The 21,682-nt window shown below is 70.1% G+C and carries 22 protein-coding genes; 8 read left to right on the forward strand and 14 right to left on the reverse strand.

The genetic code is table 11. The features are described from left to right. Positions 1–241: 241 nt before the first annotated feature. Together ABR737_RS04600 and ABR737_RS04605 are read right to left on the reverse strand one after the other, a co-directional pair. The gene (locus ABR737_RS04600; protein WP_350248900.1) at positions 242–811 is read right to left on the reverse strand and encodes an AMIN-like domain-containing (lipo)protein; all 570 of its coding nucleotides are present in this window, start codon (positions 809–811) and stop codon (positions 242–244) included. Positions 812–1,010: 199 nt separating this feature from the next. Beyond that, positions 1,011–1,901, reverse strand: coding sequence for an alpha/beta fold hydrolase (locus ABR737_RS04605; protein ID WP_350248901.1), 891 nt, complete (start codon positions 1,899–1,901; stop codon positions 1,011–1,013). Between the two features lie 102 nt (positions 1,902–2,003). On the opposite strand from ABR737_RS04605, the gene ABR737_RS04610 reads away from it, so the two are divergent. Further along, positions 2,004–2,717, forward strand: a complete 714-nt coding sequence (locus ABR737_RS04610) for a TetR/AcrR family transcriptional regulator (protein WP_350256671.1) — start codon at positions 2,004–2,006, stop codon at positions 2,715–2,717. 76 nt (positions 2,718–2,793) lie between these two features. Here the strand turns inward: ABR737_RS04610 and ABR737_RS04615 are convergent, their stop codons facing one another. Then, positions 2,794–3,582: a DeoR/GlpR family DNA-binding transcription regulator gene (locus ABR737_RS04615; RefSeq protein ID WP_350248902.1), complete on the reverse strand. Its 789-nt coding sequence runs from the start codon at positions 3,580–3,582 to the stop codon at positions 2,794–2,796. 38 nt (positions 3,583–3,620) lie between these two features. After that, complete coding sequence (locus ABR737_RS04620; protein WP_350248903.1) at positions 3,621–4,661, reverse strand: NAD(P)-dependent alcohol dehydrogenase; 1,041 nt, start codon at positions 4,659–4,661, stop codon at positions 3,621–3,623. Positions 4,662–4,890: 229 nt separating this feature from the next. Between ABR737_RS04620 and ABR737_RS04625 the strand changes: the two genes are divergently transcribed. Then, positions 4,891–6,240 (forward strand): MFS transporter, encoded by a 1,350-nt coding sequence (locus ABR737_RS04625; protein WP_350248904.1) that lies wholly within the window; start codon positions 4,891–4,893, stop codon positions 6,238–6,240. Positions 6,241–6,259: 19 nt separating this feature from the next. On the opposite strand, the gene ABR737_RS04630 is transcribed toward ABR737_RS04625, so the two are convergent. After that, complete coding sequence (locus ABR737_RS04630) at positions 6,260–7,654, reverse strand: tetratricopeptide repeat protein (protein WP_350248905.1); 1,395 nt, start codon at positions 7,652–7,654, stop codon at positions 6,260–6,262. Positions 7,655–7,994: 340 nt separating this feature from the next. On the opposite strand from ABR737_RS04630, the gene ABR737_RS04635 reads away from it, so the two are divergent. Both ABR737_RS04635 and ABR737_RS04640 read left to right on the forward strand, forming a co-directional pair. Next, complete coding sequence (locus ABR737_RS04635; protein ID WP_350248906.1) at positions 7,995–9,677, forward strand: purine-cytosine permease family protein; 1,683 nt, start codon at positions 7,995–7,997, stop codon at positions 9,675–9,677. 198 nt (positions 9,678–9,875) lie between these two features. Then, positions 9,876–10,388 (forward strand): DinB family protein, encoded by a 513-nt coding sequence (locus ABR737_RS04640; RefSeq protein WP_350248907.1) that lies wholly within the window; start codon positions 9,876–9,878, stop codon positions 10,386–10,388. Positions 10,389–10,483: 95 nt separating this feature from the next. On the opposite strand, the gene rho is transcribed toward ABR737_RS04640, so the two are convergent. Beyond that, the gene (gene rho / locus ABR737_RS04645) at positions 10,484–11,617 is read right to left on the reverse strand and encodes a transcription termination factor Rho (RefSeq protein WP_350248908.1); all 1,134 of its coding nucleotides are present in this window, start codon (positions 11,615–11,617) and stop codon (positions 10,484–10,486) included. Between the two features lie 491 nt (positions 11,618–12,108). Between rho and ABR737_RS04650 the strand changes: the two genes are divergently transcribed. Next, complete coding sequence (locus ABR737_RS04650; protein ID WP_350248909.1) at positions 12,109–12,906, forward strand: class I SAM-dependent methyltransferase; 798 nt, start codon at positions 12,109–12,111, stop codon at positions 12,904–12,906. Positions 12,907–12,983: 77 nt separating this feature from the next. Here ABR737_RS04650 and ABR737_RS04655 read toward each other — a convergent pair whose 3' ends face one another. From ABR737_RS04655 to ABR737_RS04665, 3 genes are all read right to left on the reverse strand, one after another. Further along, positions 12,984–13,535, reverse strand: a complete 552-nt coding sequence (locus tag ABR737_RS04655) for an HAD domain-containing protein (RefSeq protein WP_350256672.1) — start codon at positions 13,533–13,535, stop codon at positions 12,984–12,986. Between the two features lie 215 nt (positions 13,536–13,750). Then, a complete protein-coding gene (locus ABR737_RS04660) occupies positions 13,751–14,224 on the reverse strand; it encodes an SRPBCC family protein (RefSeq protein WP_350248910.1) in 474 nt (157 codons plus the stop codon). Next, positions 14,221–14,976: an alpha/beta fold hydrolase gene (locus tag ABR737_RS04665; RefSeq protein ID WP_350248911.1), complete on the reverse strand. Its 756-nt coding sequence runs from the start codon at positions 14,974–14,976 to the stop codon at positions 14,221–14,223. The genes ABR737_RS04660 and ABR737_RS04665 overlap by 4 nt, the downstream gene beginning before the upstream one ends. Before the next feature lie 64 nt (positions 14,977–15,040). On the opposite strand from ABR737_RS04665, the gene ABR737_RS04670 reads away from it, so the two are divergent. From ABR737_RS04670 to ABR737_RS04680, 3 genes are all read left to right on the forward strand, one after another. Further along, entirely contained in the window at positions 15,041–15,631 is a 591-nt protein-coding gene (locus tag ABR737_RS04670) for a TetR/AcrR family transcriptional regulator (protein WP_350248912.1), read from the forward strand. 252 nt (positions 15,632–15,883) lie between these two features. Further along, positions 15,884–16,558 (forward strand): hypothetical protein, encoded by a 675-nt coding sequence (locus tag ABR737_RS04675; protein ID WP_350248913.1) that lies wholly within the window; start codon positions 15,884–15,886, stop codon positions 16,556–16,558. 256 nt (positions 16,559–16,814) lie between these two features. Continuing rightward, complete coding sequence (locus ABR737_RS04680) at positions 16,815–17,627, forward strand: endo alpha-1,4 polygalactosaminidase (RefSeq protein ID WP_502964469.1); 813 nt, start codon at positions 16,815–16,817, stop codon at positions 17,625–17,627. 47 nt (positions 17,628–17,674) lie between these two features. On the opposite strand, the gene ABR737_RS04685 is transcribed toward ABR737_RS04680, so the two are convergent. The 5 genes from ABR737_RS04685 to ABR737_RS04705 form a co-directional block, all read right to left on the reverse strand. Further along, positions 17,675–18,940 carry a cytochrome d ubiquinol oxidase subunit II gene (locus tag ABR737_RS04685; RefSeq protein ID WP_350248915.1) on the reverse strand — a complete coding sequence of 422 codons (1,266 nt, stop codon included), beginning with the start codon at positions 18,938–18,940 and terminating at the stop codon, positions 17,675–17,677. Then, entirely contained in the window at positions 18,940–20,424 is a 1,485-nt protein-coding gene (locus ABR737_RS04690; RefSeq protein ID WP_350248916.1) for a cytochrome ubiquinol oxidase subunit I, read from the reverse strand. Before ABR737_RS04690 ends, ABR737_RS04685 begins: the two co-directional genes overlap by 1 nt. Before the next feature lie 28 nt (positions 20,425–20,452). Continuing rightward, positions 20,453–20,575 carry a hypothetical protein gene (locus ABR737_RS04695; protein WP_350248917.1) on the reverse strand — a complete coding sequence of 41 codons (123 nt, stop codon included), beginning with the start codon at positions 20,573–20,575 and terminating at the stop codon, positions 20,453–20,455. Positions 20,576–20,851: 276 nt separating this feature from the next. Continuing rightward, positions 20,852–21,190: a hypothetical protein gene (locus tag ABR737_RS04700; RefSeq protein WP_350248918.1), complete on the reverse strand. Its 339-nt coding sequence runs from the start codon at positions 21,188–21,190 to the stop codon at positions 20,852–20,854. 77 nt (positions 21,191–21,267) lie between these two features. Next, entirely contained in the window at positions 21,268–21,594 is a 327-nt protein-coding gene (locus ABR737_RS04705; RefSeq protein ID WP_350248919.1) for a non-oxidative hydroxyarylic acid decarboxylases subunit D, read from the reverse strand. Between the last annotated feature and the right edge of the window lie 88 nt (positions 21,595–21,682).

The raw sequence follows: 21,682 nt of genomic DNA on the forward strand, positions 1-21,682 counted from the left end.
TCCTCGTTTGACAATTCAGCTCCGCTCGGGTAATGTTCGGTAATGAAGTTGGGCTCACTTCATTGCTTGACGAAGAGACAGCTTGAAGACACAGAAGCCCTCAATATACACAGAGAAATACCCCGGCCGTCAATTCGGACCGGGGTATTTCTCTGTGTGCCGCCGGAGCTTTTACCCGGGCGTCAGGCGGGTTGCCGCATCCCTCCCGGCGAACCGGGCCGGGCGCCCACGACCAGCCGGTTCACCACTTGTGGGCGACATCCACGATCAGCTCGTGACCGGACTGGACCACCCGGAACGGCAGCTTGGCGCGCAGGCCCAGGCCGACCTGGGTCTGCCCTTCGAAGCTCGCCCCGAACTTGGTGTCCGTGAACGTCTTGTATCCGGTGATGTTCACCCCCGGGAGCGGCTTGCCGACCGTCCCCGCATAGGTCTGCTTACCGGTCACCGGGTCGTGGCTGGGCGCGGACACGAATATCTGCAGGATCGCGCCGCCCTTGACGGGTATCGGCTCGCCCGAACCGTCCTGATGGAACGCATCGACATAACCGACGTGGTAGCCGAGCTTGCCGTGTGCGCCGCTGATATCGAAGACCATCCGGTCATAGCAAGCGGTCCGACTGGTCTTGACGTCCGTCAAGGGCTTGATATTCGCGGTCGTCGCCGACTTGTTGCCGCTGCCCCAGGCGGTCGAGCAGGCCGCGGGGGCCTTGTCCGCCGGGCCGGTCACAGCATTGGCCGCCGTGGCCGTGCCCGCCACCCCGGCTCCCGCCAGCACGAGCGCCGCGGCCGCTGTCCCCAACCGTCGCATGAATAACCTCCGAAGAAGAGTGCCTACAGATGCGTGCGGTAGGACGGATGGGGTTGCGGGAGAGTTGTCCGCCGGCCGGTATGTGGCCGACGGACGGGCCACGTTGTCGCGAAATCGGAGTGGTCAAGCAGTCGCGCTGTCCGTCCGGGGCGCCGCCGCGCTCAGTTCCTCCACCGGCCGGCCCTCGCCCCCCGCCTCCCTACCGGTCGGCGAGGTGTCGCACCCGCACGGCGACGTCGTTCCAGACCGGTTCCGGCAGGTCGTGGCCGACCCCGGGCAAGGGGACGAACTGCGCACCGGGGATACGGGCCGCAACGGCGCGCCCGGCAGCGGGTTTGACCAGGGGGTCGTCCGCGCCGTGCAGGACCAGGGTCGGCACCGTGATCCGGCTGATGGCAAGGCCATGCCACGTTGCCCCGATCTGCCGGCTCTGGCTGTGCCCGTCGCGGACCCCGGTATCCGCCAAGCTGGTGACCGAGTCCCTGACGGCTTGCTCATCGAACGGATATGCGGGCGAGTGCAGGAGTCGGGCGAGGGCGATTCCGGCCTCGATATCACCTTCGGGAGTGTCCGGGTACGTCATCCGAGCGAGCTTGCCCAGCGTCCGCAGCCGGATGTAACGCAGGGCGCCCAGGCCCGCGGCGTCGCCGGGGACGGCCGACACCGACGTCAGCGTCCGTACCCGCCCGGGGTGGCGCAGCGCGATGCGTTGGGCCACCGCGCCGCCGAGCGACTGGCCGAAGAGATGGGCCGAATCCCAGCCCAGCGCATCCATCACGGCGACCGCGTCGTCGGTCATGCCCTCGGCGGTGTACGACGCGCCGCGCTTGCGGACGAGCGCCGTGATGGGGTTGCCGGTCGCGGTGGGCGGCAGACGGGTCGATTCTCCCGCGTCGCGCTGGTCGTAGCGGGCCACCGCGAAGCCCTGCGCGGCCAGGGCCTGCGCCAGTCCACCGGGCCACCAGAATCGCGAAACGCCCAGGCCGGTCACCAACAGCAGTGGCTCGTTGCCTTGATGGCTCGTCAACTGGTCATAGGCAAGCTCCACTTCGCCGTTGTGGGCCCAGTGGGTCGGTGTCCATGTGGTCATGATCCCCCTCAATACTGCGATCACTGTTCGCAGTTATTAGCATAGCGGCCGGACGAGAGAGAGGGGCAGGTGAGGGGCTCGGTGGCCGAGGAGCCAGTAGTGGTGTGGAAACGTCCCGAGCGGGGAGCTCGAGGGCCGGCACCCGAGCGCAGCCGTGGGCAGATCACCCGGGCCGCGGTCCGGCTGGCCGATGCCGGCGGGTTGGCCGCCGTGTCCGTACGGCAGGTGGCCAAGGAACTGGGCACCGGCCCCGCGTCCCTCTACCGCTATGTCGCCGGCCGTGATGATCTGGTGGATCTGATGGTGGACGCCGTGACCGGCAAGATCGACCTCACGGTGACCTTGACCGGGGAACCGGTGACGGATCTGGTGGCGCTGGCCACCCGTACCCGGGAGGTCCAACTCCGCCACCCCTGGCTGCTCGAGGTGACGCCGGAGGCGATGCGGGTGGGTCCCTGCGGACTGGACTACCTCGAATTCGCGCTCGGGGCCCTGGCGCCGGTGCGGATGACGGGCCCGGCCAAGCTGGAGGCGGTCGCCGTGCTGAGCGCGCTGGTCGCGATGCTCTCCCGTGCCGCCCTGCAAAGCTGCCGGTCATCCACTGCGCGCCAGTCGGCACAGGCCGCCTATCTCGCCACCGCGGCCCGGGAAGGTGCTCATCCACTCCTCGCGGAGGCCCTCGCCGCCCCCCCGGCGGCCCACCCAGAGGCCGACCGGGCGCAGGAAGCTCCAGAACTATTCGAGCGGGTGCTCCGCCGGGTGCTCGCGGGCCTGCTCGCCCCCGGCCCGGAGTCACCGCAGCCTCCCCGGGGATGAGGTTCGGCGCAGGCCCGGCGGGTGGGGGGGGGAGCCCCGGCGGGTGGGGCCGGTACCGCTCCACTGCGGCGTACCGTCAGGCGTCGACCACGTCGACGGCCACTCCCCTGCGGCGCAGTTCGGCGAGTTCCCCGGCCGGCGCACCGCGGTCGGTGACGACCCGGTCGTAGCGGGCGATGTCGCTGTAGGCATGGGTGGCGGTCTTGCCGAACTTGGTGTGGTCCACCAGCAGCAGCGACCGCTCGGCGCAGTCCAGCATGGCTTCCTTGACCTCGGCGTAGTCGCGTATCGGGTGGAAGAGTCGGCCGCCGAGTACGGACACCGCGGACATCACCGCGAGGTCGGCGCGGAGCCGGCCGAGGGCGCGGAGTACTTCGGGGCCGACGCAGGAGCCGAACTCACCGCGGTAGCGGCCGCCGAGGAGGGTGACGTCGGCGCCCGGTGTCTCGTCGAACAGCCGGGCCACACCGAGGGAGTTGGTGATGACGGTGACCGCTTCGGTCCGCGCGATCCGGGCCGCAAGCGGGAAGACCGTGGTCGAGTCGTCCAGCACGAGGGTGCTGCCGGGCCGGATCTCGTCGGCGACGGCGGCACACAGCGCCTCCTTCACCCCGAGGTTCACGCCGATGCGGAAGCGGGTGGCGGTCTCCATGGTGAGGGTCGGGAAGGGCGCGGCCCGGCCGCGTTCCTTGCGCAGCAGGCGGCGTTCGGCGAGTTGGTCCAGATCGCGGTGCATGGTCGCGAGGCTGACCCCGAAGTGTCTGGCCAGGTCGTCGATGCGCACGTCGCCGTGCTCGACGACATGGGCCAGTACGTCCTGCCGTCGCCGGTCGACCTCGGCCAGCGACGACCGTGTGGAAGCCATCGGGGCCGCCCCCTTCCGTTCGGACAGCGGCAGCGCGGCTACCGCTGCGGGTAGATGACGGCCTTGACGGCAGTCGCGTCGTGGGTGGCGACGGTCAGTGCGCTCTCGGCCTCGGCAAGACCGTAACCGTGCGAGACCAGGGAGTCGAGCCGGACCCTTCCCGACTCCACCAGGGACATCGCGGTGGGCCAGGTATGGGCGTAGCGGAAGGTGCCGGTCAGTTCCAGTTCGTAGTTCTGCAGCCGGCTCACGGGCAGCGGGACCTCGGACCCGCCCATCCCGATGAGCACCACCCGTCCGGCCCGGCCCACGGTACGGATCGCCTCGCCGCTCACGGCGGGGACGCCGGAGCACTCCAGGAGGACGGTGGGGGTGTACTCCGCCTCGGACAACGGGGTACGGGAGACATCGAGGGCCGTGGCGCCGGCGGCGCGGGCGAGTTCGAGGCGGTGCGGCAGGACATCGGTGACCAGTACCTCCCGTGCCCCGAAGGCCCGTGCCGTCTGGGCGGCGACCAGGCCGATGGGCCCGGCGCCGGTGATCAGCACCCGGTCGCCGGGGGCCACGCGGGCCTTGCGGCAGGCCCAGACCGCCACGGAGAGCGGTTCCAGCAGGGCGGCCTCCTCGATGGTGAGGGCGTCGGGGACCTCGTGGGCGAAGCCCTCGCGGACGGCGAGGTATTCGCAGAAGGCGCCGTCCACGGGCGGCGTGGCGAGGAAGCTCATGTCCGGGCACAGGTTGTAGCGCCCCGGACGGCATTCACCGCAGCTGCCGCAGGGCGTACCGGGCTCGATGGACACCCGCCGACCCATCCGGCGCTCGTCGGTGCCCGGACCGCAGGCGACGACCGTGCCGGCCGCCTCGTGCCCCAGCACGAGGGGTGCGCGTACGACGAAGTCACCGATCCGCCCCTCCCGGTAGTAGTGCACGTCCGAGCCGCAGGTCCCGACCGCCTCGACGCGGACCAGGACCTCTCCCGGGCCGGGGGCGGGAGCGGGGCGTTCCTCGATGCTCAGCTGCCCGGGTCCGTTCAGTACGGCGGCACGCATGGTGGTGGGAATCCCGGATGTGGTGGTCATGGCGGGGTCACGGCTCCCTCGGTGCGGGGGTGGGGCGGGGCCGTGCACGATCCGGTTCCGGACCGGCGCGTCCCTGGATGTCAGCACGGTACCGCTTCTTTTTTTATCAGAGGAGCCTTGACTTCGCACAAAATACGAGAAGACTTGCCCCGGCTCACCGTCTGCCGACGCGGCCGGCGGTGCGGCCTCCCCCTTGCTCACCGATCACGCCCAGCCCCCTGGAGAGCCCATGAGCAGCCCCGCTCACCCCCGGCCGGCGCCGGCACCGGCCACCGGCTGCCCGCCGGCCGTCAGCAGCCACTCCCGATGTGCCCGCCTGGGCATACCTCCGGCTCTGGCCTGGGGATTCCTGGGTGTACTGCTGTTCATGACCGGCGACGGCGTGGAGACCGGTTTCTTCTCGAAGTACCTGGCCGATCAGGGCCTGGCCAAGGCCGATGCTGCGGCGGTCATCGCCGTCTACGGCATCACCGTCGCCCTCGGTGCCTGGCTCTCGGGGGCCCTCTCGGACCTGTGGGGGCCACGGCGGGTGATGACCGCCGGATTCGCCATCTGGCTGGTCTTCCAGCTGCTGATGCTGACGGTGGCACTGCCCAGCATGAACTATCCGCTGCTGATGCTCATCTACGGGCTGCGCGGATTCGGATACCCGTTGTTCGCCTACGGGTTCCTGGTGTGGGTCACCGCGGCGACCCCGCCGCAGCGGCTGGGAACGGCGGTCGGCTGGTACTGGTTCGCGTTCACCGGCGGCCTGCCGACCCTGGGCTCACTCGTCGCCAGCGCCACGATCCCGATGGTCGGCTCCTACCGGACCCTGTGGTGCGCGCTCGGCCTGGTGCTGCTCGGCGGCCTGCTCACCCTGCTGCTGGTGCGCGAGCCCACCGGCCGTAGCGGACTCGCTCCCGACCGGGGGCATCCGCTCGCGACCCTGGCGGGCAGCGTCTCGATCATGCGGCGCCGCCCCCGCGTGGCCATCGGCGCCGCGGTCCGCGTCGTCAGCACCGGTTCCCAATTCGGCTTCCTGGTCTGCCTGCCGTTCTTCTTCACCGAGACGGTCGGCTTCAGCACCTCGGCCTGGCTGCGCCTGCTCAGCGTGATGTTCGCCGCGAACATCTTCGCCAACCTGTTCTTCGGAGCCGTCGGCGACCGCCTCGGCTGGCAGCGCACCATGACCTGGTTCGGCGCCGTGGCCTGCGCCCTCACCTGTCTGGCGCTGTACTACGTACCGGTCCTGGCGGGCCCGCACTTCCTTGCCGCCGCGGTGGCCGCCGCCCTCTACGGCATCGCCCTGGCCGGCTACGTCCCCATCTCGGCGCTGATCCCCGCCCTGGCGCCACGCCACAAGGGGCAGGCGATGTCCGCACTCAACCTGGGCGCCGGAGCGAGCACCTTCGCCGGCCCCGCCATCGTCGCCCTCGCCCTGGGCCCGCTCGGTGTGGAGGGCATCGTCTGGATCTTCGCCGGCCTGCACCTCGCCACCGCCGTCGCCATCCGGTTCCTCGAACCCGACCCGGAGTTCCTGACGGCCGACGCCCCGCCGGCCGTGGAGGACACCGGTCTGCCCGCGGGACAGCACTGACACCCGGACGTATCGCCCGTTACGCGGATGCCTGCGCGGCCGCGCGTTCGTGGGCGGCCGCGGCCCGTGCCGAGTCGCCGAGCTGTTCCTCGAGCCGGGCCTTGGCCGACCAGTTGTACGGGCAGACCGGGCGCAGCTGAATCCGTTCGCTGAGCAGGGTCCGCGCCAGGTCGGCCCGGCCCGAGCGGAGGGAAGCCTCGACGAGGGTGCGCTGGATCGCGTCCCGCTGGGCGTGGCTGCCGCCGAAGGTGTGCAGGCGGTGACGGACGGGCAGCAGCAGATCGACGGCCCGGCCGTAGTCCTGCCGGCCGTAGGCGATCAGTGCGCGGCAGACGGGCAGTCCGACCTCGGCGGTCATGACACGGTTGGCGATGCTTCCCTCCGCCGCCAGCCAGTTCTCCCGGTCCCGGACGAGGCGCTGGGCCTGGGTGAAACGGCCTGCCCCCACATACGCCATGACCGCGTGTGCGTCGTTGAAGGCATAGTGCGGGCCGTCCTGACGGCTCTCCCAGGCATCGGCGAGCGGGGCCCACCGCGCGCTCTGTTCCTCCTCTGCCAGGTACAGCCGCCACAACAGCGCCGCGGCGTCCAGCAGTTCCATCGCCACACCGGCCGAGGCGTCGTGGTGGAGCGCGGAGTCGTAGATCTCCAGGACCCGGTCGGTGGCGCCGAGCTCCAGTGTGTAGAGGGCGTAGTGCCACCAGTTGTGGACGGTGAGCAGGCTGCCCCGGGCCCAGTCGTCCGTACGGGCGTCAAGAAAGCGGATCCCGTCCGCGAACCGTCCCCGCATCTCGTAGGTGTGCACCACGCTGTGGATGCCCCACACATCGCCCGGATGCTGCCCAAGGGCCGCCAGACCGACCTCCTCCGCCCGTTCGTAGTGGCCCGACTCCTCCAGGCCGAAGGCATACATGCCGAGCAACGGACCGCGGTGGGGGTCGTCCTCGTCCCAGACGTCCAGCGCTCCGCCGACGCGGTCGCGCAGGCGCTGGGCGTCCCCGGTGAGGAAGTCGTGCTGGTGGCCGGCGAACAGTGCCAGCGCATCGCGCGGGAAGGCGACGGAGAGGTCGCCGAGGATGCGGCCGCCGCCGTGCAGGTCGCCGTCCAGCCATGCCGTAGCGGCGGCGATATGCATACGTTCACGGGGCGTCAGGCGCTCGGTGTCCAGGCCGGAGCGGAAACGGACGAAGCGGTCCCGTGCCGCGGCCGCGTCCTTCTCCTCGGTGCCCAGCACCCCCAGATAGGCGGCCAGCGTCTGCCCCATCACCGACCGCGGCGAGGCAGCCAGTACCGCCTGGGACGTCTCCGCGACCCGGGGCCGGAAGAACAGCAGGTCGTCCAGGGCCTGTTCGTACCGGTGGCCGGCCTCGGCGCCGGTATCGCTCATCAGGTGCCCGTGTCGGTCCGCTGTCATGGTGCCTCCTGCGGGTGAGTGGGGAGGGAGGGACGGGGCGAAGAGGGCTCGCCGGGCGGTGACAGGCGCCGGGTGCCGTCCCGGACTCCGCTCCGCCGTCGGCAGCTTCATGTCTACCCGCTCTCCCGGACGCGCAGCGAGCACATCGTGCTCATGGCGCCCGCCGTTCTCCCCCCGCCCCGGAAACACCCCCTTCACCGGGGAGGACGCTGCGGGAAACACGCGCTCCCTACTCTCCCCAGCACCGCACACCCGCCTCGCCGACGTCGGCACGCGCCGCACGGTCCCCTGTCGTGCGCGCGGCCGCACGGCGTATTCCCACTGCCCCAGGAGGTCCGGCATGAGCGTCGAGCCACAACTGACCGTCCCCGACAGCAGCCCTCGGCCCGCCCCCACCGAGACGCCGGCCGGCAAAGCGGCCGACGAGACCCTGGAGGACTACACCCTCCGGTTCGCCCCGCGCAGCTACCGCCGTTGGACGCCGATGGTCGTGGCCACCACGGCGCTGGGCGGCATCGCCTACATGGCCGACTTCTCGATCGGTGCGGGCATCGGCCTCACCCACGGCACGGGGAACGCCCTGGCCGCGATCCTGGTCGCCGCGGTGGTCATCTTCATCACCGGCTTCCCCCTGGCCTACTACGCGGCGCGCTACAACATCGATCTGGACCTGATCACCCGGGGCTCGGGCTTCGGCTATTACGGCTCTGTCCTGACCAGCGTCATCTTCGCCAGCTTCACCTTCATCTTCTTCGCCCTCGAAGGCTCGATCATGGCGCAGGGCCTGAAACTGGGCTTCGGGCTTCCCCTGTGGCTGGGCTATGTGCTGTCCACCTGCATGGTCATCCCGTTGGTCATCTACGGCATGAAGGCACTGAGCAAGCTCCAGGTCTGGACGACCCCGGTCTGGCTGCTGCTGATGGTGGGCCCGCTGCTCTACCTGATCGCCACGGACCCCGGCACGGTGCACACGTTCCTCTCGTACCGGGGCACCCACGGCAACGGCACCGGCACCGGAGGGATCGACGCCGCGTCGGTGCTGCTGGGTGCGGGAGTGTGTCTGTCGCTGATCGCGCAGATCGGCGAACAGGTCGACTACCTGCGCTTCATGCCGCCCAAGACCGAACAAAACCGGCGCAGTTGGTGGACGGCCGTGGTGATGGCCGGCCCCGGGTGGGTCGTGCTCGGCGCGCTCAAGCAGGCGATCGGTGTCTTCCTGGCCGTCTACGTCCTTTCGGAGGTGGGCGCGGCCTCGGCCACCGAGCCCATCCAGCAGTTCTCCGGCGCCTTTGCGGCCATGATGCCGTCGTGGCTGGTCATCCCGCTGGCCGTGGTTCTGGTCGTGATCAGTCAGATCAAGATCAACGTGACCAATGCCTACTCCGGTTCGCTGGCCTGGACGAACTCGTTCACCCGGGTCACCAAGCGCTATCCGGGCCGGTTGGTGTTCGTGCTCGCCAACCTGACCTTCGCGCTGGTCCTGATGGAAGCGGACATGTTCAGCTTCCTCAACAGCGTCCTGGGGTTCTACTCGAATTGCGCCATCGCCTGGATCGTCACCGTCGCCACCGACATCATCGTCAACAAGTACCTGCTGAAACTCTCCCCGAAGGCCCCCGAGTTCCGCCGCGGCATGCTCTATGCGGTCAACCCTGTCGGTGTGGTGTCCTTCACCGCCGCGTCCGGCCTGTCGATCGCCCTGTACTTCCACGCTCTGGGTGACACGCTCCAGCCGTACTCACCTGTCGCGGCCGCAGTGATCGCCTTCGTGCTCACCCCCCTGACGGCCGTCCTGACCAAGGGCCGGTTCTACCTGCGGCGCACCACCGACGGAATTGACGCTCCGCTGCTGGACCCGGACGGCAACCCCAGTCCGGCCCGGTACGCATGCCATGTCTGCCGGCAGGAGTTCGAGCGCCCGGACGTCGCCGCCTGCCACCAGCACGCCGCGGTGATCTGCTCACTGTGCCTGAGCACCGACCGGCCCGGCGCCCATGTCCTGCCGGCGGCGCCCGCTTCCTGAGGCCGCGGCAGGCCGTGCCTCGCTGACGGCCCGTCGCCTGCCACCGAGGCACGGCCCGGGCGCTGCCGTCGCGGGCGGCGAGGTCCTCTTCCCGGGTACGCACCACCAGAAGTGGCCCCCGACATGCGCTTCCCGGGGGCGACTTCGGCCCGGAAAATGCCATGCCCGGCGTCGTCGGCCCGGATAGCCTCACCGCTCATGACCCCATCTCGTATTCGTCCTCCTTTCGACGCCGATGAGCGGAACCAGCTTGTCGGGTGGCTCGATATGCAGCGCGCGATCATCCACTACAAATGTGACGGGCTGTCGGGCACCGACACCCACCGTCCCGTCCTGCCGCAGTCCCCCCTGATGACGATGGCGGGGCTCGTCTCCCACTTGCGCTGGGCCGAGCACGGCTGGTTCGAGGTCGTGTTTCTCGGCCGGCCGGCCGTGGGGCCGCAGTTCGACGACGGGCCCGAGGATGCCGATATGAGGGTCGACGACATCCCCCTCGCGCAGCTCCTTGCCGAGTACGACCGGCAGTGTGCCGTGTCGAACGAGATCATCGCCGCCCATGCGCTCGATGACGTCGGCTCCCACCCCGACTTCGGGATTTCCGCCGCGAACCTGCGATGGGTCGTGTTCCACATGATCGAGGAAACAGCCCGGCACGCAGGCCATATGGACGCCATCCGGGAGCTCGTCGACGGCAAGAAGGGTCACTACTGACCCGTTCCGGAGGGTCATTCCGGCGCCGGCCACCCGGCCTCACAGTCACCCGGTCGCCCCGCCACCCGCCCATCACGGTCACCCGGCCGTCACGGTCATCCGGCCGGGGCGGTGTGCCGCACCTGTCGCAGGAATGTCGCGTTGTCGGGCGTACGCCGGACCGTTTCGAGCAGGGATTCCGTGTTCGCCTGGCCGTCTCCGGCCCGAAGGGCGCGGCGCAGTCGACGGACGGCCGTCAACTCGGCTTCGGGGAGCAGCAGTTCCTCCCGCCGGGTGCCCGAGGCGGTGACATTGACCGCGGGATAGCACCGCTTGTCCGCGAGCGCACGGTCCAGGCGGAGTTCCATGTTCCCGGTGCTCTTCAATTCCTCGAAGAAGTAGTCGTCGGCCCGGGAACCGGTCTCCACCAGAGCCGTGGCGAGAATGGTCAGGGAACCGCCTTCCTCCGCGAGCCGTGCCGCGCCGAAGAGCCTCTTGGGGCGGTACAGCGCGGCGGCGTCGACGCCTCCGCTCAGGGTGCGGCCCCCCGAAGCGGCGGCGTTGTTGTGCGCCCGGCACAGGCGGGTGAGGGAGTCGAAGAGGATGACGACGTCCTGCCCGTGCTCGACGAGTCGCTTGGCGCGTTCCACGGCCAGTTCGGCGAGGGCGATGTGCTCCTTCGCCGGCCGGTCGAAGGTGGAGGCAAGCACCTCTCCGCGTACCGAGCGGCGCATATCGGTAACTTCCTCGGGTCGTTCATCGATCAGCACGACCATCAGCCGGGACGCGGGGTAGTTCTCGGCAATGGCGGCGGCGAATTGTTGCAGCAGCACCGTCTTACCCGTCTTCGGGGGTGCCACGATCAGGCCCCGTTGCCCCTTGCCAACCGGTGCGATCAGATCGACGACACGCGGTGCCAGTGCGCCGGTCGCACTCTCCAGGCGCATGCGGTGGCGTGGGTGGAGAGGCGTGAGGTCACGGAAATGCGGCCGTCCGCGGACGGCCTCCGGCCGGTGCCCATTGACCGACTCGATCCGTGCGAGCACCCGCGGCCGCGAGCACGTTCCTACGACGAAATCCCCTTGGCGCAGGCCCGCTTGGCGGATCAGCGCAGCGGGCACCCGCACATCGCCGGACGCAGCAAGGCAGCCTTCCGCGCGGAGAAAACCGGCTTCTTGCCGGTCGTTCGCGAAATCCAGAACCCCGGCAGCCGCCACTTCGGATTCCTCGCCGGCCACGGGCGCGGGCACAGGAGCGGGCTGTTCAACGATGCGAGACACAGAAGGGGAAGCGGAAGGAGAATGAGAAGGGGAGTGGGAGCGGGAGTGGGAATGTGAAGAGGAAAGGGAACGGGAAGCAGGAACAGTGGCCTTGGCGGGCCGCCTGCTGACATGAGTGCCAGTGGTCATGAGGGTAGGTCCTCTCGGGAGGTTCGTCTGCGGGTCGACGGGGAGGGGAATCCGGCAGGAAAGGGCGGTGAGTTCACGCCCTGCCGGAGGCCGGAAATGCCCGCGACCGGAAGGAAAGGGGATGTCGCCTCGCCGGACGTGCCTATCGACCAGCCGGTACCTGCCGGCTCGGCGGTCGAGAAGGGCGGGCGCAACAGCGATGCGCAAGCGAAGGAAAAGAAACGACGTACGGGCGCCGGAAGGGCGGCGAGCACACATACGTTCTGTTCGGACGGTACCACACAGCGCGGCCGATGCGGCGCCAGGTGCGGACGAGTTCTATGCTGAGGGCAATGTTCGCACCCCAGGGCCCCACCTTCCGTGAACTCGCCGTGCAGGCACTGTCCTCCGTCGAGCGCGGCTACGACCTGCTCTCGCCGGCATTCGACCACACCCCGTTCCGCACCCCGGACGCGATCCTGACGCCCGTGTCGCGGGCGCTGCAGAGACTGGGGCCGTTCGACAGCGGCCTCGACCTGTGCTGCGGCACCGGCGCGGGTATGGACGTACTGCGGCAGACCTGCCGGGAGCGGGTCACCGGAGTCGACCTCAGCGCGGGAATGCTCGCGCAGGGGCGCGCCCGTGAGCGCCCGGCCGCGGGCGCACCACGGACCACTTGGGTGCGCGCGGACGCACGGGCGCTCCCCTTCGGACCGGTCTTCGACCTCGTGGTGAGCTTCGGTGCGTTCGGGCATTTCCTGCCCCGGGAACGGCCGGGGCTGTTCTCGCAGGTGCACTCCGTGCTGCGCCCCGGCGGCCGGTTCGTCTTCCCGATCGGGGCTCCGGCACGGCCGGGGTCACCCGGCTACTGGGCGCTGCTGGCTTTCGACACGGCGATGCGGGTCCGCAACGCCGTATGGCGGCCGCGCTTCGTCATGTACTACCGGACCTTCCGGCTCGCCGACGTGCGGACGGAACTGATCCGGGCCGGATTTGATGTGCGGCTGCACGCCCTGCCGGAGCTCGGCCGACGCCCCGACGGCAGCCCCCGGTGCCGGCTGGTGGTGGCCACGCTGCCTTCACGGCAACGTTCTGCTCTCGCAGCAGGACGACAGGCGGAGCATGCGCCTGGGCCTGCCGAGGCACCCTGATCCAGGAATCCGGTAAGGGCCGTCCGGTAACGATCACGCAGGACGGCGCCGCAGCTGGTGGCCGACCAGCTGCGGAGTCAGCCAAGGGCGGTTGCCCATGCCCTCAGCGCGGCGAAGTCGTCGCTGGTCAGGCCACGTCGTGGGTCGACCCGGTGCAGCAAGGCGGGACCGTCGTGGTGGTCCTTCACCCAGGTGCGATCCCCCTCTGTGATTTCGTCGTCGACCCAGGCGAACGCGCGGCCTTTCGCCCACGCGACGATCTCAGGAGTCTTCCAGAACACACCGTCCCCGGGCTCGGGTCGCGGCGAGGGCCAGGGGACGAAGGGCAGCTCGGGCAAACCCAGGACTGGCGCAACGAAGGCGTTGGCTTGCTCCTCCCACGTTGTCGCCCACACGAGGTCGAAAGGAAGCGCGTCCAGCGCCGGGCCGTGATCCGGGTTGAGCCACACCCGCAGCGGCTTTACGGGCTTGTTCGGCAGCCCCCACTCAGTCAGCCGGCGCCGCTCGGCGGCTTCCCAGCGAGGGGTCAGCAGGCGCTGCGTCTGATAGCCCTCGGGCCGACGGTGCGGCTTCGCGGCGTACGGGTTCAGCGGTCCGTCCACATCCACCAACAGCACTGGGCGCACCAGCTCATCCCCCTCGGTACCGTGTCGCACGGTACCGGTCGGTGACGAGACCGCCCAACTAATTTCTGGCCGTTGTTCGGAATCTCGAAGTCTGCGGCCGACCGCTTCCTTGCCGGCATCGCCTGCGCCCTGATCTGCCGTCGGTAACTCACGAAATGAGAGCTTCTCTTTGCTCACGTTGGTCCGGCGCGCGTCGGCCCCCGCCCTCCCTGCGCGATTCAAGTGGCCGTCCGGCACGCGGCGGACAGCCTGCGGAGGGTTACCCGCATGCCGGCGCGGTTGTACGCGGCGCGCCGGGCCGCCGGGGTGCCGGTGAAGACCAGGCCCAGCATCTCGGCGGCCCAACGGCGCCACCCGTGGCGGCGGCGGTCGGTCCAGTATTCGGTGACCAGCGTGCCGTGCTCCGTCGGGGTGAGGCGGTAGCCCCAACGCGCCACCGGGAGGCCGAACGTGGTGTTGTCGAAGGCGAACTCCCGGCCGGGGTCGGCGATGACGATCCGGCAGGTGGCGAACCAGATCCAGCAGGCCTTGCGGTTGATCCCGACGAAGCGTTCCCCGCGGGGCCACACCCAGATGACCTCGGGGCTCCACTCCTTCATCCGCCGGATGTCCGCCAGGGCCGCATAGACGGCGTGCGGCGGGAAGGGGATTTCCAGGGATTCTTCCAGGCTCCATATGCGGGCGGCGGTCACTGCATTCCCTCCGGTATCGACGTGCCGTGGCTCCGGGCGGCGACGACCGTGGCGGCATCGCGGATATGGCGGGTGAGGTCCGCCGTGTCGCTGAGGCTGGTGACGTGTCCGCACCCCGGCCGGATGACGAGGCGACCGTCGCGGCAGGAGCGGAGGAAGAGGCGTTCATGGCGGCGGAAGTGGTCGCGCTCGCCGTTCACCAGCCAGACCGGGCCCGGGTACGCGGAGAGCAACGCCGGCGGGTCCATCTCGGACACGGCCTTGATGATGCTCGGTGTGATGTCGCAGCTCAGGCCGCCGGAGACCATGGCCCGCGCTTGAGGAGGGGGCAGGGTACGGCGGAACGCGAACGTGCTGAGCCGGTCGGCCTGTCGGGGGTGCCGGGCCGCGAGCCGTGCCGCTCCCCGGTAGGCGGCGCCGAACACGCCGCGCGGGAGCGCCGTACAGCCCATCGCGACCGTGCCGAGGACACGGTCGGGGTGGGCGGCGGCGGTGGCGATCGCGACATAGCCGCCCAGGGACAGGCCGACGAGCATGGCCCGGCCGCCGAGTGCGTCCACGGCTTCGGTCACCGCCGCCACGGCGCCGGGGATGCTGAACGGCTCGCCCTGCCGGTCCCCGTGACCGGGCAGGTCGGGCGCGGCCGTGGGATGACGCTGACCGATGGCGCGGATCACGGGGCGCCACATCGTGCCGCTCAGCCGCATGCCGTGCACAAATACGAGGGGCAGGCCGGCCTTCTTGGATTCCATGCCTGGCACGCTACCTCAAATGCAACGCAACGTTGCGTTGTTTTCTGCTGCTACTCTCCCCTTCATGAGCGAGGAGCGGAACGGAACACGACGCAGCGGCGGCCCACGGAAAGCGCAGGAGATCTTCGACGCCACACTGGATCTGCTGGCGGAAAAGGGCTACGAGGGGCTGACCATCGAGGGGGTCGCCCAGCGGTCCGGCGTCAACAAGACCACGCTCTACCGCTGGTGGCCGTCCAAGGGGGCCCTCCTCGGCGCCGCACTCATCGGCGCACGCCAACTGGAGCTCACGCCTCCCGACACCGGCAGTCTCGAAGGGGACCTGGAGGCCCTTCTGGGCACGATGACGACCCTCCTCACCACGCGACCGGCCTCCGACATCGCCGTCGCCGCACTGGGAGCCGTCACCCACAGCCCCGAACTCGCCTCACACGTCAAGGACTTCTTCGCCGACCGGATCGCCCGCGAGCAGGCCGTTTTCGACCGGGCCGTCGCGCGCGGCGAAATCCCGGCGGACACCGACCCCATGCTGCTGATGGACCTGCTGGCCGGGGCCGCGTGGGTGCGTGTCGTACTGCGGCGGCTCCCGCTCGAGAAGGACTTCGTGGCGCGGACCGTACGCACTGTTCTCCACGGGGCGTGCGGCGCCGGCTGAGGCGGAGGCGGCCTCCTGCGGACACGGCGGGAGATGAGCCTTCCGTCGAGCGGAGGTAACCCTTCCACTGAGCGGGAGGTGATGCTGCCTCCGTTTCGGTCCGCTGTAAAGGGCCTGTTTCACTATCAACTACAACTTTGCCAACTCTTGGTGTAGTTGCAACAGATTTCACACCAGTCTCATACGCAACAGCGACGCATCCCCCACATGGACTCGTCGCATCCACAAGGCTGGGCGAGAGGCAAGAGCACGATGACAAAGAGCAGAACGATCCGCCACGGAAGCCGGCTGCTGGCACTGTCCACGGCGTCCCTGGGTCTGGTCGCGGCGATGGCCATACCGGCTGCCGCGGACGACGGGCCCACCCGGGAGCAGCTCAAGGCCGACTGCGCTTCCGGTGAAGGGAAGTGCAGCTTCAACGAGCCGACTCTCGGCAAGGCGTACCTCGGGGACTTCCGTCAGGTATCCAACTCCCTCTACAACTGCAGCACTTCGGATGCCACCCAGTCGATGGGCTGGGCGGACACGGTGGGTTCCACGGACTCCGCCGGTGTCTCCGTCACCGCGGGCGGAAACATCGCCGGCCTCATCGATCTGAGTGTCACCGCGACCTACAGCCACACCTGGACGAGCTCGCACACCGAGAACAGCTCCCTGAACATGACGGTGAAGCCCGGCGAGGTGGGCTGGATCTCCCGCGCCCAGGTCATGCAGACCGTCTCCGGCACCTGGCAGACGCACTACGACAGCCCGAAGTGGGGTCACTACTTCTGGTTCGTGCCGGACAAGGTCACCGGGCCCGCGCCCAACGGAACGGACGGGCAGAGCAATGCGGTAACCGTCAAGACGCGCAAGATGACCACGGCGGAGAAGAACTCCTGCTCCGCCGACTCGAAGAAGGGCAAGTCGTTCGTGGTCAAGCGCTGAACTGACCACAGCGCCGCCGCACGGTTGCACCGGGGGGCTGCCCCGCGCCTTCGGGCACGGGACAGACGACCGCAGCCGTCGGCCACCGTGCCTCCCGGCTCGTGGGAACGGGCCGGGAGGCACACTTTCCCGCAACTGCCCCGCCCGCTGAACTGTCCCTGAGGACGCTGTCCACGGCGCCGCGCGCGCCACCCGTCCGTAGGCTCCGGCTGTGCACTCTTCACGCTTCCTCGCCGTCGGCGCCTTCGTCCTGGTCATGGCGCTCGGTACGGCATGCTCCGCCGCCCGCGCTCCGCACCCCGCCGGCTCCAGCGCACCGGCGCCGTCCGGCGGGGCGAAGGTCCCGGCCACGGTACGGCCACCGACGGCGAACGCCGCCTTCGACTACCAGCTCGGCGGCGCCTATCCCCCGCCCGCCGGGGCCCGGGCCGTGTCCCGCGACCGCACGGCCGAGCCGGCGCCCGGTCTCTACAACATTTGCTACGTCAACGCCTTCCAGGCCCAGCCCGACGCGACCGGCCTCTGGAAGGACCGCCACCCCGAGCTGCTGTTGCGGGACGGGGACGGAAAGCCCGTCATCGACAAGGACTGGGACGAGCCCCTGTTCGACATCTCCACCGGTGCCAAACGACGGGCGCTCATGGACATCGTCGGTCCATGGATCGACGGCTGCGCCCAGGCCGGTTTCGACGCCGTGGAACCCGACAACCTCGACTCCTACGAGCGGTCCGGCGGCAGGCTCACCGCCGGGCATGCCGCGGCCTTCGCGCAGCTCCTGGCCCGCCGCGCCCACCAGCAGCACCTGGCCGTCGCCCAGAAGAACACCACCGACCTGCTGCCGCAACGCCGTCGCATCGGCTTCGACTTCGCCGTCGTCGAGGAGTGCGCCCGCTACCACGAGTGCACCGAGTTCGCCGAGGCCTATGCCGACAAGATCTTCGTCATCGAATACGAGTCGAAGGACTTCGCCGCGGCCTGCCGCGCCTGGGGGAAGACGCTCTCCCTCTCCCTGCGCGATCGCGATGTCCGCCCCGCCGGCGCCGAGGGCCATGTCGCGGAGCGCTGCTGACGGCGTGCCGCGCAACGGCGTCGCCCACGCAGGGCGGCGCCGGTGGCTCAGTTGCGCTCGGTCGGTTCGCCGCGGCCCGGGCCGGACGGCTTGTCACGGAGCGGATCGGTCGCGCCGCCGGCTGATGGATCGGTGGCGCCACCGGCCGGTCGAGCGGTGGCGCCACCGTATCCAGGATCGGTAGCGGCGTCGCGTCCGGGATCCGTAGCGCCGCCGTGTCCCGGACCCGTGGTTCCGTCATGCCCCCGAGACGGCTTGGCGCGTCCCGGTCCGGGCGGGTCGTCGCGGCCCGGCCGGGTCCGTTGCAGGTCGGTACCGGAGAGCGGTTCCAGCTCGCCGTGGGTGTCCAGCCAGTACAGGCACGCCACTGCCGGGCAGACGAGCACAACAGCCACGAGGGTGACCAGGCCCACCCACCGCAGGCTGCTGGGTGCGCCGGCGCCCTCGGCGACGGTCAGCGAGGTGGGGATGAGATAGGGGCGTTGGGCGACTCCCCAGGCGATAACCGCCGCGGCGACCACGCCGACGGCGGTCAACCGGGACCAGGCCCCGGACCGGCGCAGCAGGAGCCACCCCGTGGCGAGGGAACAGACTCCGGCCAGGATGACGAGGCCCAGGCCGGCGCCGTGGGTGAGTCCGTGCCAGACGTGCGGGGCGTCGCTCCGGGTGACGGTCAGCATGACCGCCGCGAGTACGGCGAGCGCGACGACGCTGCCCAGCGCCCGCCGCCGGAAGTAGCCGACGAGGTCGGGCGCTTCGAAGCGGGCGGCGTCGGCGGCGAGGAACACGGCGCCGAGGAAGGCCGTGGCCACGATGGCGATCAGTCCGAAGAGGATGGAGGTCGGGTTGGCCCAGGCATGAGCCGACGCCTCCGTTCCCGGTACCGCCCGTCCCGAGGCGATACCGCCGACGGCCGCGCCGAGGAAGAACGGGGTGAGCAACGAGGAGAGGGCGAAGACCGCACCGTAGAGGCGCCGACCCGCGATGCGGCGGACGGGCTTGCGCAGCGCGAAGCCGGCACCGCGCAGGACCAGGCCGACGGCGGCCAGGGCCAGGGGGAGCCACATCGCGGAGAACACGGTCTGGAAGAGGACCGGGAACCCGGTCCACATGATGACGAAGAGGAAGACCAGCCAGACGTTGTTGACCTCCCATACGGGGGCCATCGCATGGTCGATGAGCCACCGCGGCCGCTTGCCGCGCTCCGCGCCCCCGGCGGTCAGGTCCCAGAACCCGGCTCCGTAGTCGGTGCCGCCGGCGCAGGCGTAGGCGGCCACGGCGAGCAGCATCACCACGGCGATCACGGCGGCCATCACGGTCGGCCGTCCTCGGCCGGGTCGGGCCCCGTTGGGCCGGACGACGGTGGGTCACCGGCCGGCACCGGCGCGCGCGGCCCGTAGGGAGTGTCGGCTTCCGGTTCCTCGTGCCGCTCCCCCGCTGCGGGTCGCGCGTCGGCGAGCCGCCAGCCGGTACGCATCTTGAGCAGCACGGCGAGCAGCGAGCCGAAGATGAACACATACACCACCATCACCAGGCCGAGCATGATCCACAGACTGGTGGACCGGGTGGCCGTCACCGCCTCGCCGATCCGCATGTGCCGGTAGACGATCCAGGGCTGGCGGCCCACTTCGGCGGTGATCCAGCCGCATTCGACGGCGACGACGGAGGCGACACCCGCGCAGGCCGCACCGCGGAAGAACCACGGTGACCGGGGGAGCCGGTGGCGCCGCAGCCGGCACCAGCCGTACCAGAGAGCGAGGAGGAGCAGCAGCGAGCCGAGCACGACCATGAGGTCGAAGGCCCCGTGGGCGATGGTGGCCTGGGCCGCCGTCGGCCGGTCGCTCGCCGGGACGGAGGTCAGTCCGGTCACCTTGGTCCCGGGTGTGAACCCGGCCAGTACGGAGTCGAGTTGGGGGATCTTGATGCCGCCGGAGACGGTGCCGTCGGGGTGCAGACGGCCGAAAATGTACTCCGGCACGTGGGTGCCGGTCCGCCAGACGATCTCCGTCGCGGCGAACTTCACCGGCTGCTTGTGGAAGACCGACCGGGCAATGGAGTCGCCGAGCAGCATCTGCACCGGGGTGAACACCGCGGCAAGGGTGAAGGGAACGGTGAAGCCGAGCCGGTGATAGCGGTCGCGGCGGCCGCGCAGCCAGCCGACGGCGTAGACGCCTGCGACGACGTAGCCAGCGGTGACCAGCATCGCCACGACGAAGTGCCAGTACTGGGGGCCGAACATGGGGGTGAAGATCGCCGACCAGATGTGGACGTCCACCGGTTTGCCGTCGGCATCGAGGGTGAAGCCTTGGGGCGTGTTCATCCACGAGTTGGCCGCCAGGATTCCGAACGCGCCGAGCAGCGCGGCAGCCGGGAGGGGCAGGCCGAGCAGGAAGTGGGTGCGGGGTTTCAGCCTGCGCCAGCCGTAGAGGTAGATGGCGATGAGCACCGCTTCGAGGAAGAACGCCCAGGCCTCGACGCCGAACCCGATGCCGAAGACGCCGCCCCAGGTGCCCATCAGGCCGGGCCACAGCAGCCCGAACTCGAAGGACAGCACGGTGCCGGTGACGACACCGACCGCGAACTGCACCGCCATGACCGCCGACCAGCGCCGGGCGAGGAGCAGTGCCACGGGGTCGTTCCGGCGGAGGCCGCGGTGGTGCATCACCAGGGTGATCAGCGGCAGCGCCACGCCGAGCGGCACCAGGATGATGTGGGAAGCCAGGGTGAACGCCATCAGCTGCCTGGCCGGGAGCAGTTGGGCCGGAGCGTCCGCCAGCAGTGTGACCGTGGTGTGCATGCCTCCGTGCCTTTGCTGCTCGGGACGTTCAGGAGCGGGCCGCCTCGGGGTCGTTGACGGGCGGGGCACGCCCCCGGCCCGGTCCGCCGGGCGGGACGTCCCGTGCCTGCACCGGCCTCGGCTCTCGTGCCGCACCGGTGGTGGAGTTCACGATGGCCCGCCTCCTCGGTGCTCGGCCCCGCCGCGCGGACTCGGCCCCGTCCCGCGGGCCCAGCGCCGGTCGTGCCCGGCTCGTCACAGAAGCACCGACGGGCCCGGGCGGCACGCACCGCGGGCCCGCGTTGAGCCGTTGGGCCGATGATCTTCGCTCGGTCGGCCCAGCGGGCACGGAGAAGGGCAGGGGGTCCGGCAGTTCAGGACTGCCGGACCCCCTGCCCCAGGGGACCAGGACTCTTCTCTTCGCCGCCCTCCTCAGTGCGGCGCCGCGCTACGCCGTCTCATGAGCGGTGGTGCCGTTGATCTTCTCTATCGCTTGGCGGGCCTGCTCCTGAGGGGAACGGGACGGCAGGGGCGACACCGTGGTGGACGCCACGGCGGGCTGCGCCCGTTCCTGTGTCACCGTCTTGGCATGGGTGGCCGGCGGGCGGATGCGCAGCCGCTGGCTGGCGGCCTCGTCCAGAGTCACCGGGCGCTTCCAACGGGCAGCCAGCCTGGCGGCGTCCTGACCGAGCGCGGCAACATCCTCCCACTGCAGACGAATCACCAGGGATACTTCGGCGTCTCCCTCCGGCAAGGCCTGGAGCTGCGGGATACCAGGGTCAGTCATGATGCCCTCCTCACATCGCGGACCGGTGCCCCACGGGGCACGGATATGGAGAGATACGGAGCGGCCGCCGCGGCTGTTCAAATCCCGCCACCGGAAGGTGATTTCCGTGGCATCTTGCTGATGTCCGTGGGCGACGGCGCCTGCCGACGGTGCCGGCTGCCGGGCCGGCTCAGGGGCGGAACGGCAGGTACCTCCGGGGCGTTGTCGATGTCGTCGACGGTCAGCTTGAAGCTGTCGGGGTAGGCATCGCGCCGGGTGCGGCGGTCGGGTTCGGCGGTGCGCCAGCAGTACAGGCACCGCCCGCACTGCAGAACGTCCCAGACGCCGGGGACGGGTGAGGTGAACAAGTGCTCGATGACGGTGTGCGCACAGCGGGGGCAGCAGGTGGCGGCAGCATCGGTCATGGCGTGCTGTCCCTTTCGTGAAGTGGGAGGGGCGGGACGTGGGAAGGGCGGTATGCGGGAGGGACGGGACGTGGTGGGTGTGGTGGGG

The organism is Streptomyces sp. Edi2, assembly GCF_040253635.1.
Lineage (GTDB): Bacteria > Actinomycetota > Actinomycetes > Streptomycetales > Streptomycetaceae > Streptomyces.

Bases quoted from the DNA above. Each gene is read 5' to 3' on its own strand.
- ABR737_RS04600 (WP_350248900.1), bottom strand. From the start codon at position 811: ATGCGACGGTTGGGGACAGCGGCCGCGGCGCTCGTGCTGGCGGGAGCC.
- ABR737_RS04605 (WP_350248901.1), bottom strand. From the start codon at position 1,901: ATGACCACATGGACACCGACCCACTGGGCCCACAACGGCGAAGTGGAG.
- ABR737_RS04615 (WP_350248902.1), bottom strand. From the start codon at position 3,582: ATGGCTTCCACACGGTCGTCGCTGGCCGAGGTCGACCGGCGACGGCAG.
- ABR737_RS04620 (WP_350248903.1), bottom strand. From the start codon at position 4,661: ATGACCACCACATCCGGGATTCCCACCACCATGCGTGCCGCCGTACTG.
- ABR737_RS04625 (WP_350248904.1), top strand. From the start codon at position 4,891: ATGAGCAGCCCCGCTCACCCCCGGCCGGCGCCGGCACCGGCCACCGGC.
- ABR737_RS04630 (WP_350248905.1), bottom strand. From the start codon at position 7,654: ATGACAGCGGACCGACACGGGCACCTGATGAGCGATACCGGCGCCGAG.
- ABR737_RS04635 (WP_350248906.1), top strand. From the start codon at position 7,995: ATGAGCGTCGAGCCACAACTGACCGTCCCCGACAGCAGCCCTCGGCCC.
- ABR737_RS04640 (WP_350248907.1), top strand. From the start codon at position 9,876: ATGACCCCATCTCGTATTCGTCCTCCTTTCGACGCCGATGAGCGGAAC.
- ABR737_RS04650 (WP_350248909.1), top strand. From the start codon at position 12,109: ATGTTCGCACCCCAGGGCCCCACCTTCCGTGAACTCGCCGTGCAGGCA.
- ABR737_RS04665 (WP_350248911.1), bottom strand. From the start codon at position 14,976: ATGGAATCCAAGAAGGCCGGCCTGCCCCTCGTATTTGTGCACGGCATG.
- ABR737_RS04670 (WP_350248912.1), top strand. From the start codon at position 15,041: ATGAGCGAGGAGCGGAACGGAACACGACGCAGCGGCGGCCCACGGAAA.
- ABR737_RS04675 (WP_350248913.1), top strand. From the start codon at position 15,884: ATGACAAAGAGCAGAACGATCCGCCACGGAAGCCGGCTGCTGGCACTG.
- ABR737_RS04680 (WP_502964469.1), top strand. From the start codon at position 16,815: ATGGCGCTCGGTACGGCATGCTCCGCCGCCCGCGCTCCGCACCCCGCC.
- ABR737_RS04685 (WP_350248915.1), bottom strand. From the start codon at position 18,940: ATGGCCGCCGTGATCGCCGTGGTGATGCTGCTCGCCGTGGCCGCCTAC.
- ABR737_RS04690 (WP_350248916.1), bottom strand. From the start codon at position 20,424: ATGCACACCACGGTCACACTGCTGGCGGACGCTCCGGCCCAACTGCTC.
- ABR737_RS04700 (WP_350248918.1), bottom strand. From the start codon at position 21,190: ATGACTGACCCTGGTATCCCGCAGCTCCAGGCCTTGCCGGAGGGAGAC.
- ABR737_RS04705 (WP_350248919.1), bottom strand. From the start codon at position 21,594: ATGACCGATGCTGCCGCCACCTGCTGCCCCCGCTGTGCGCACACCGTC.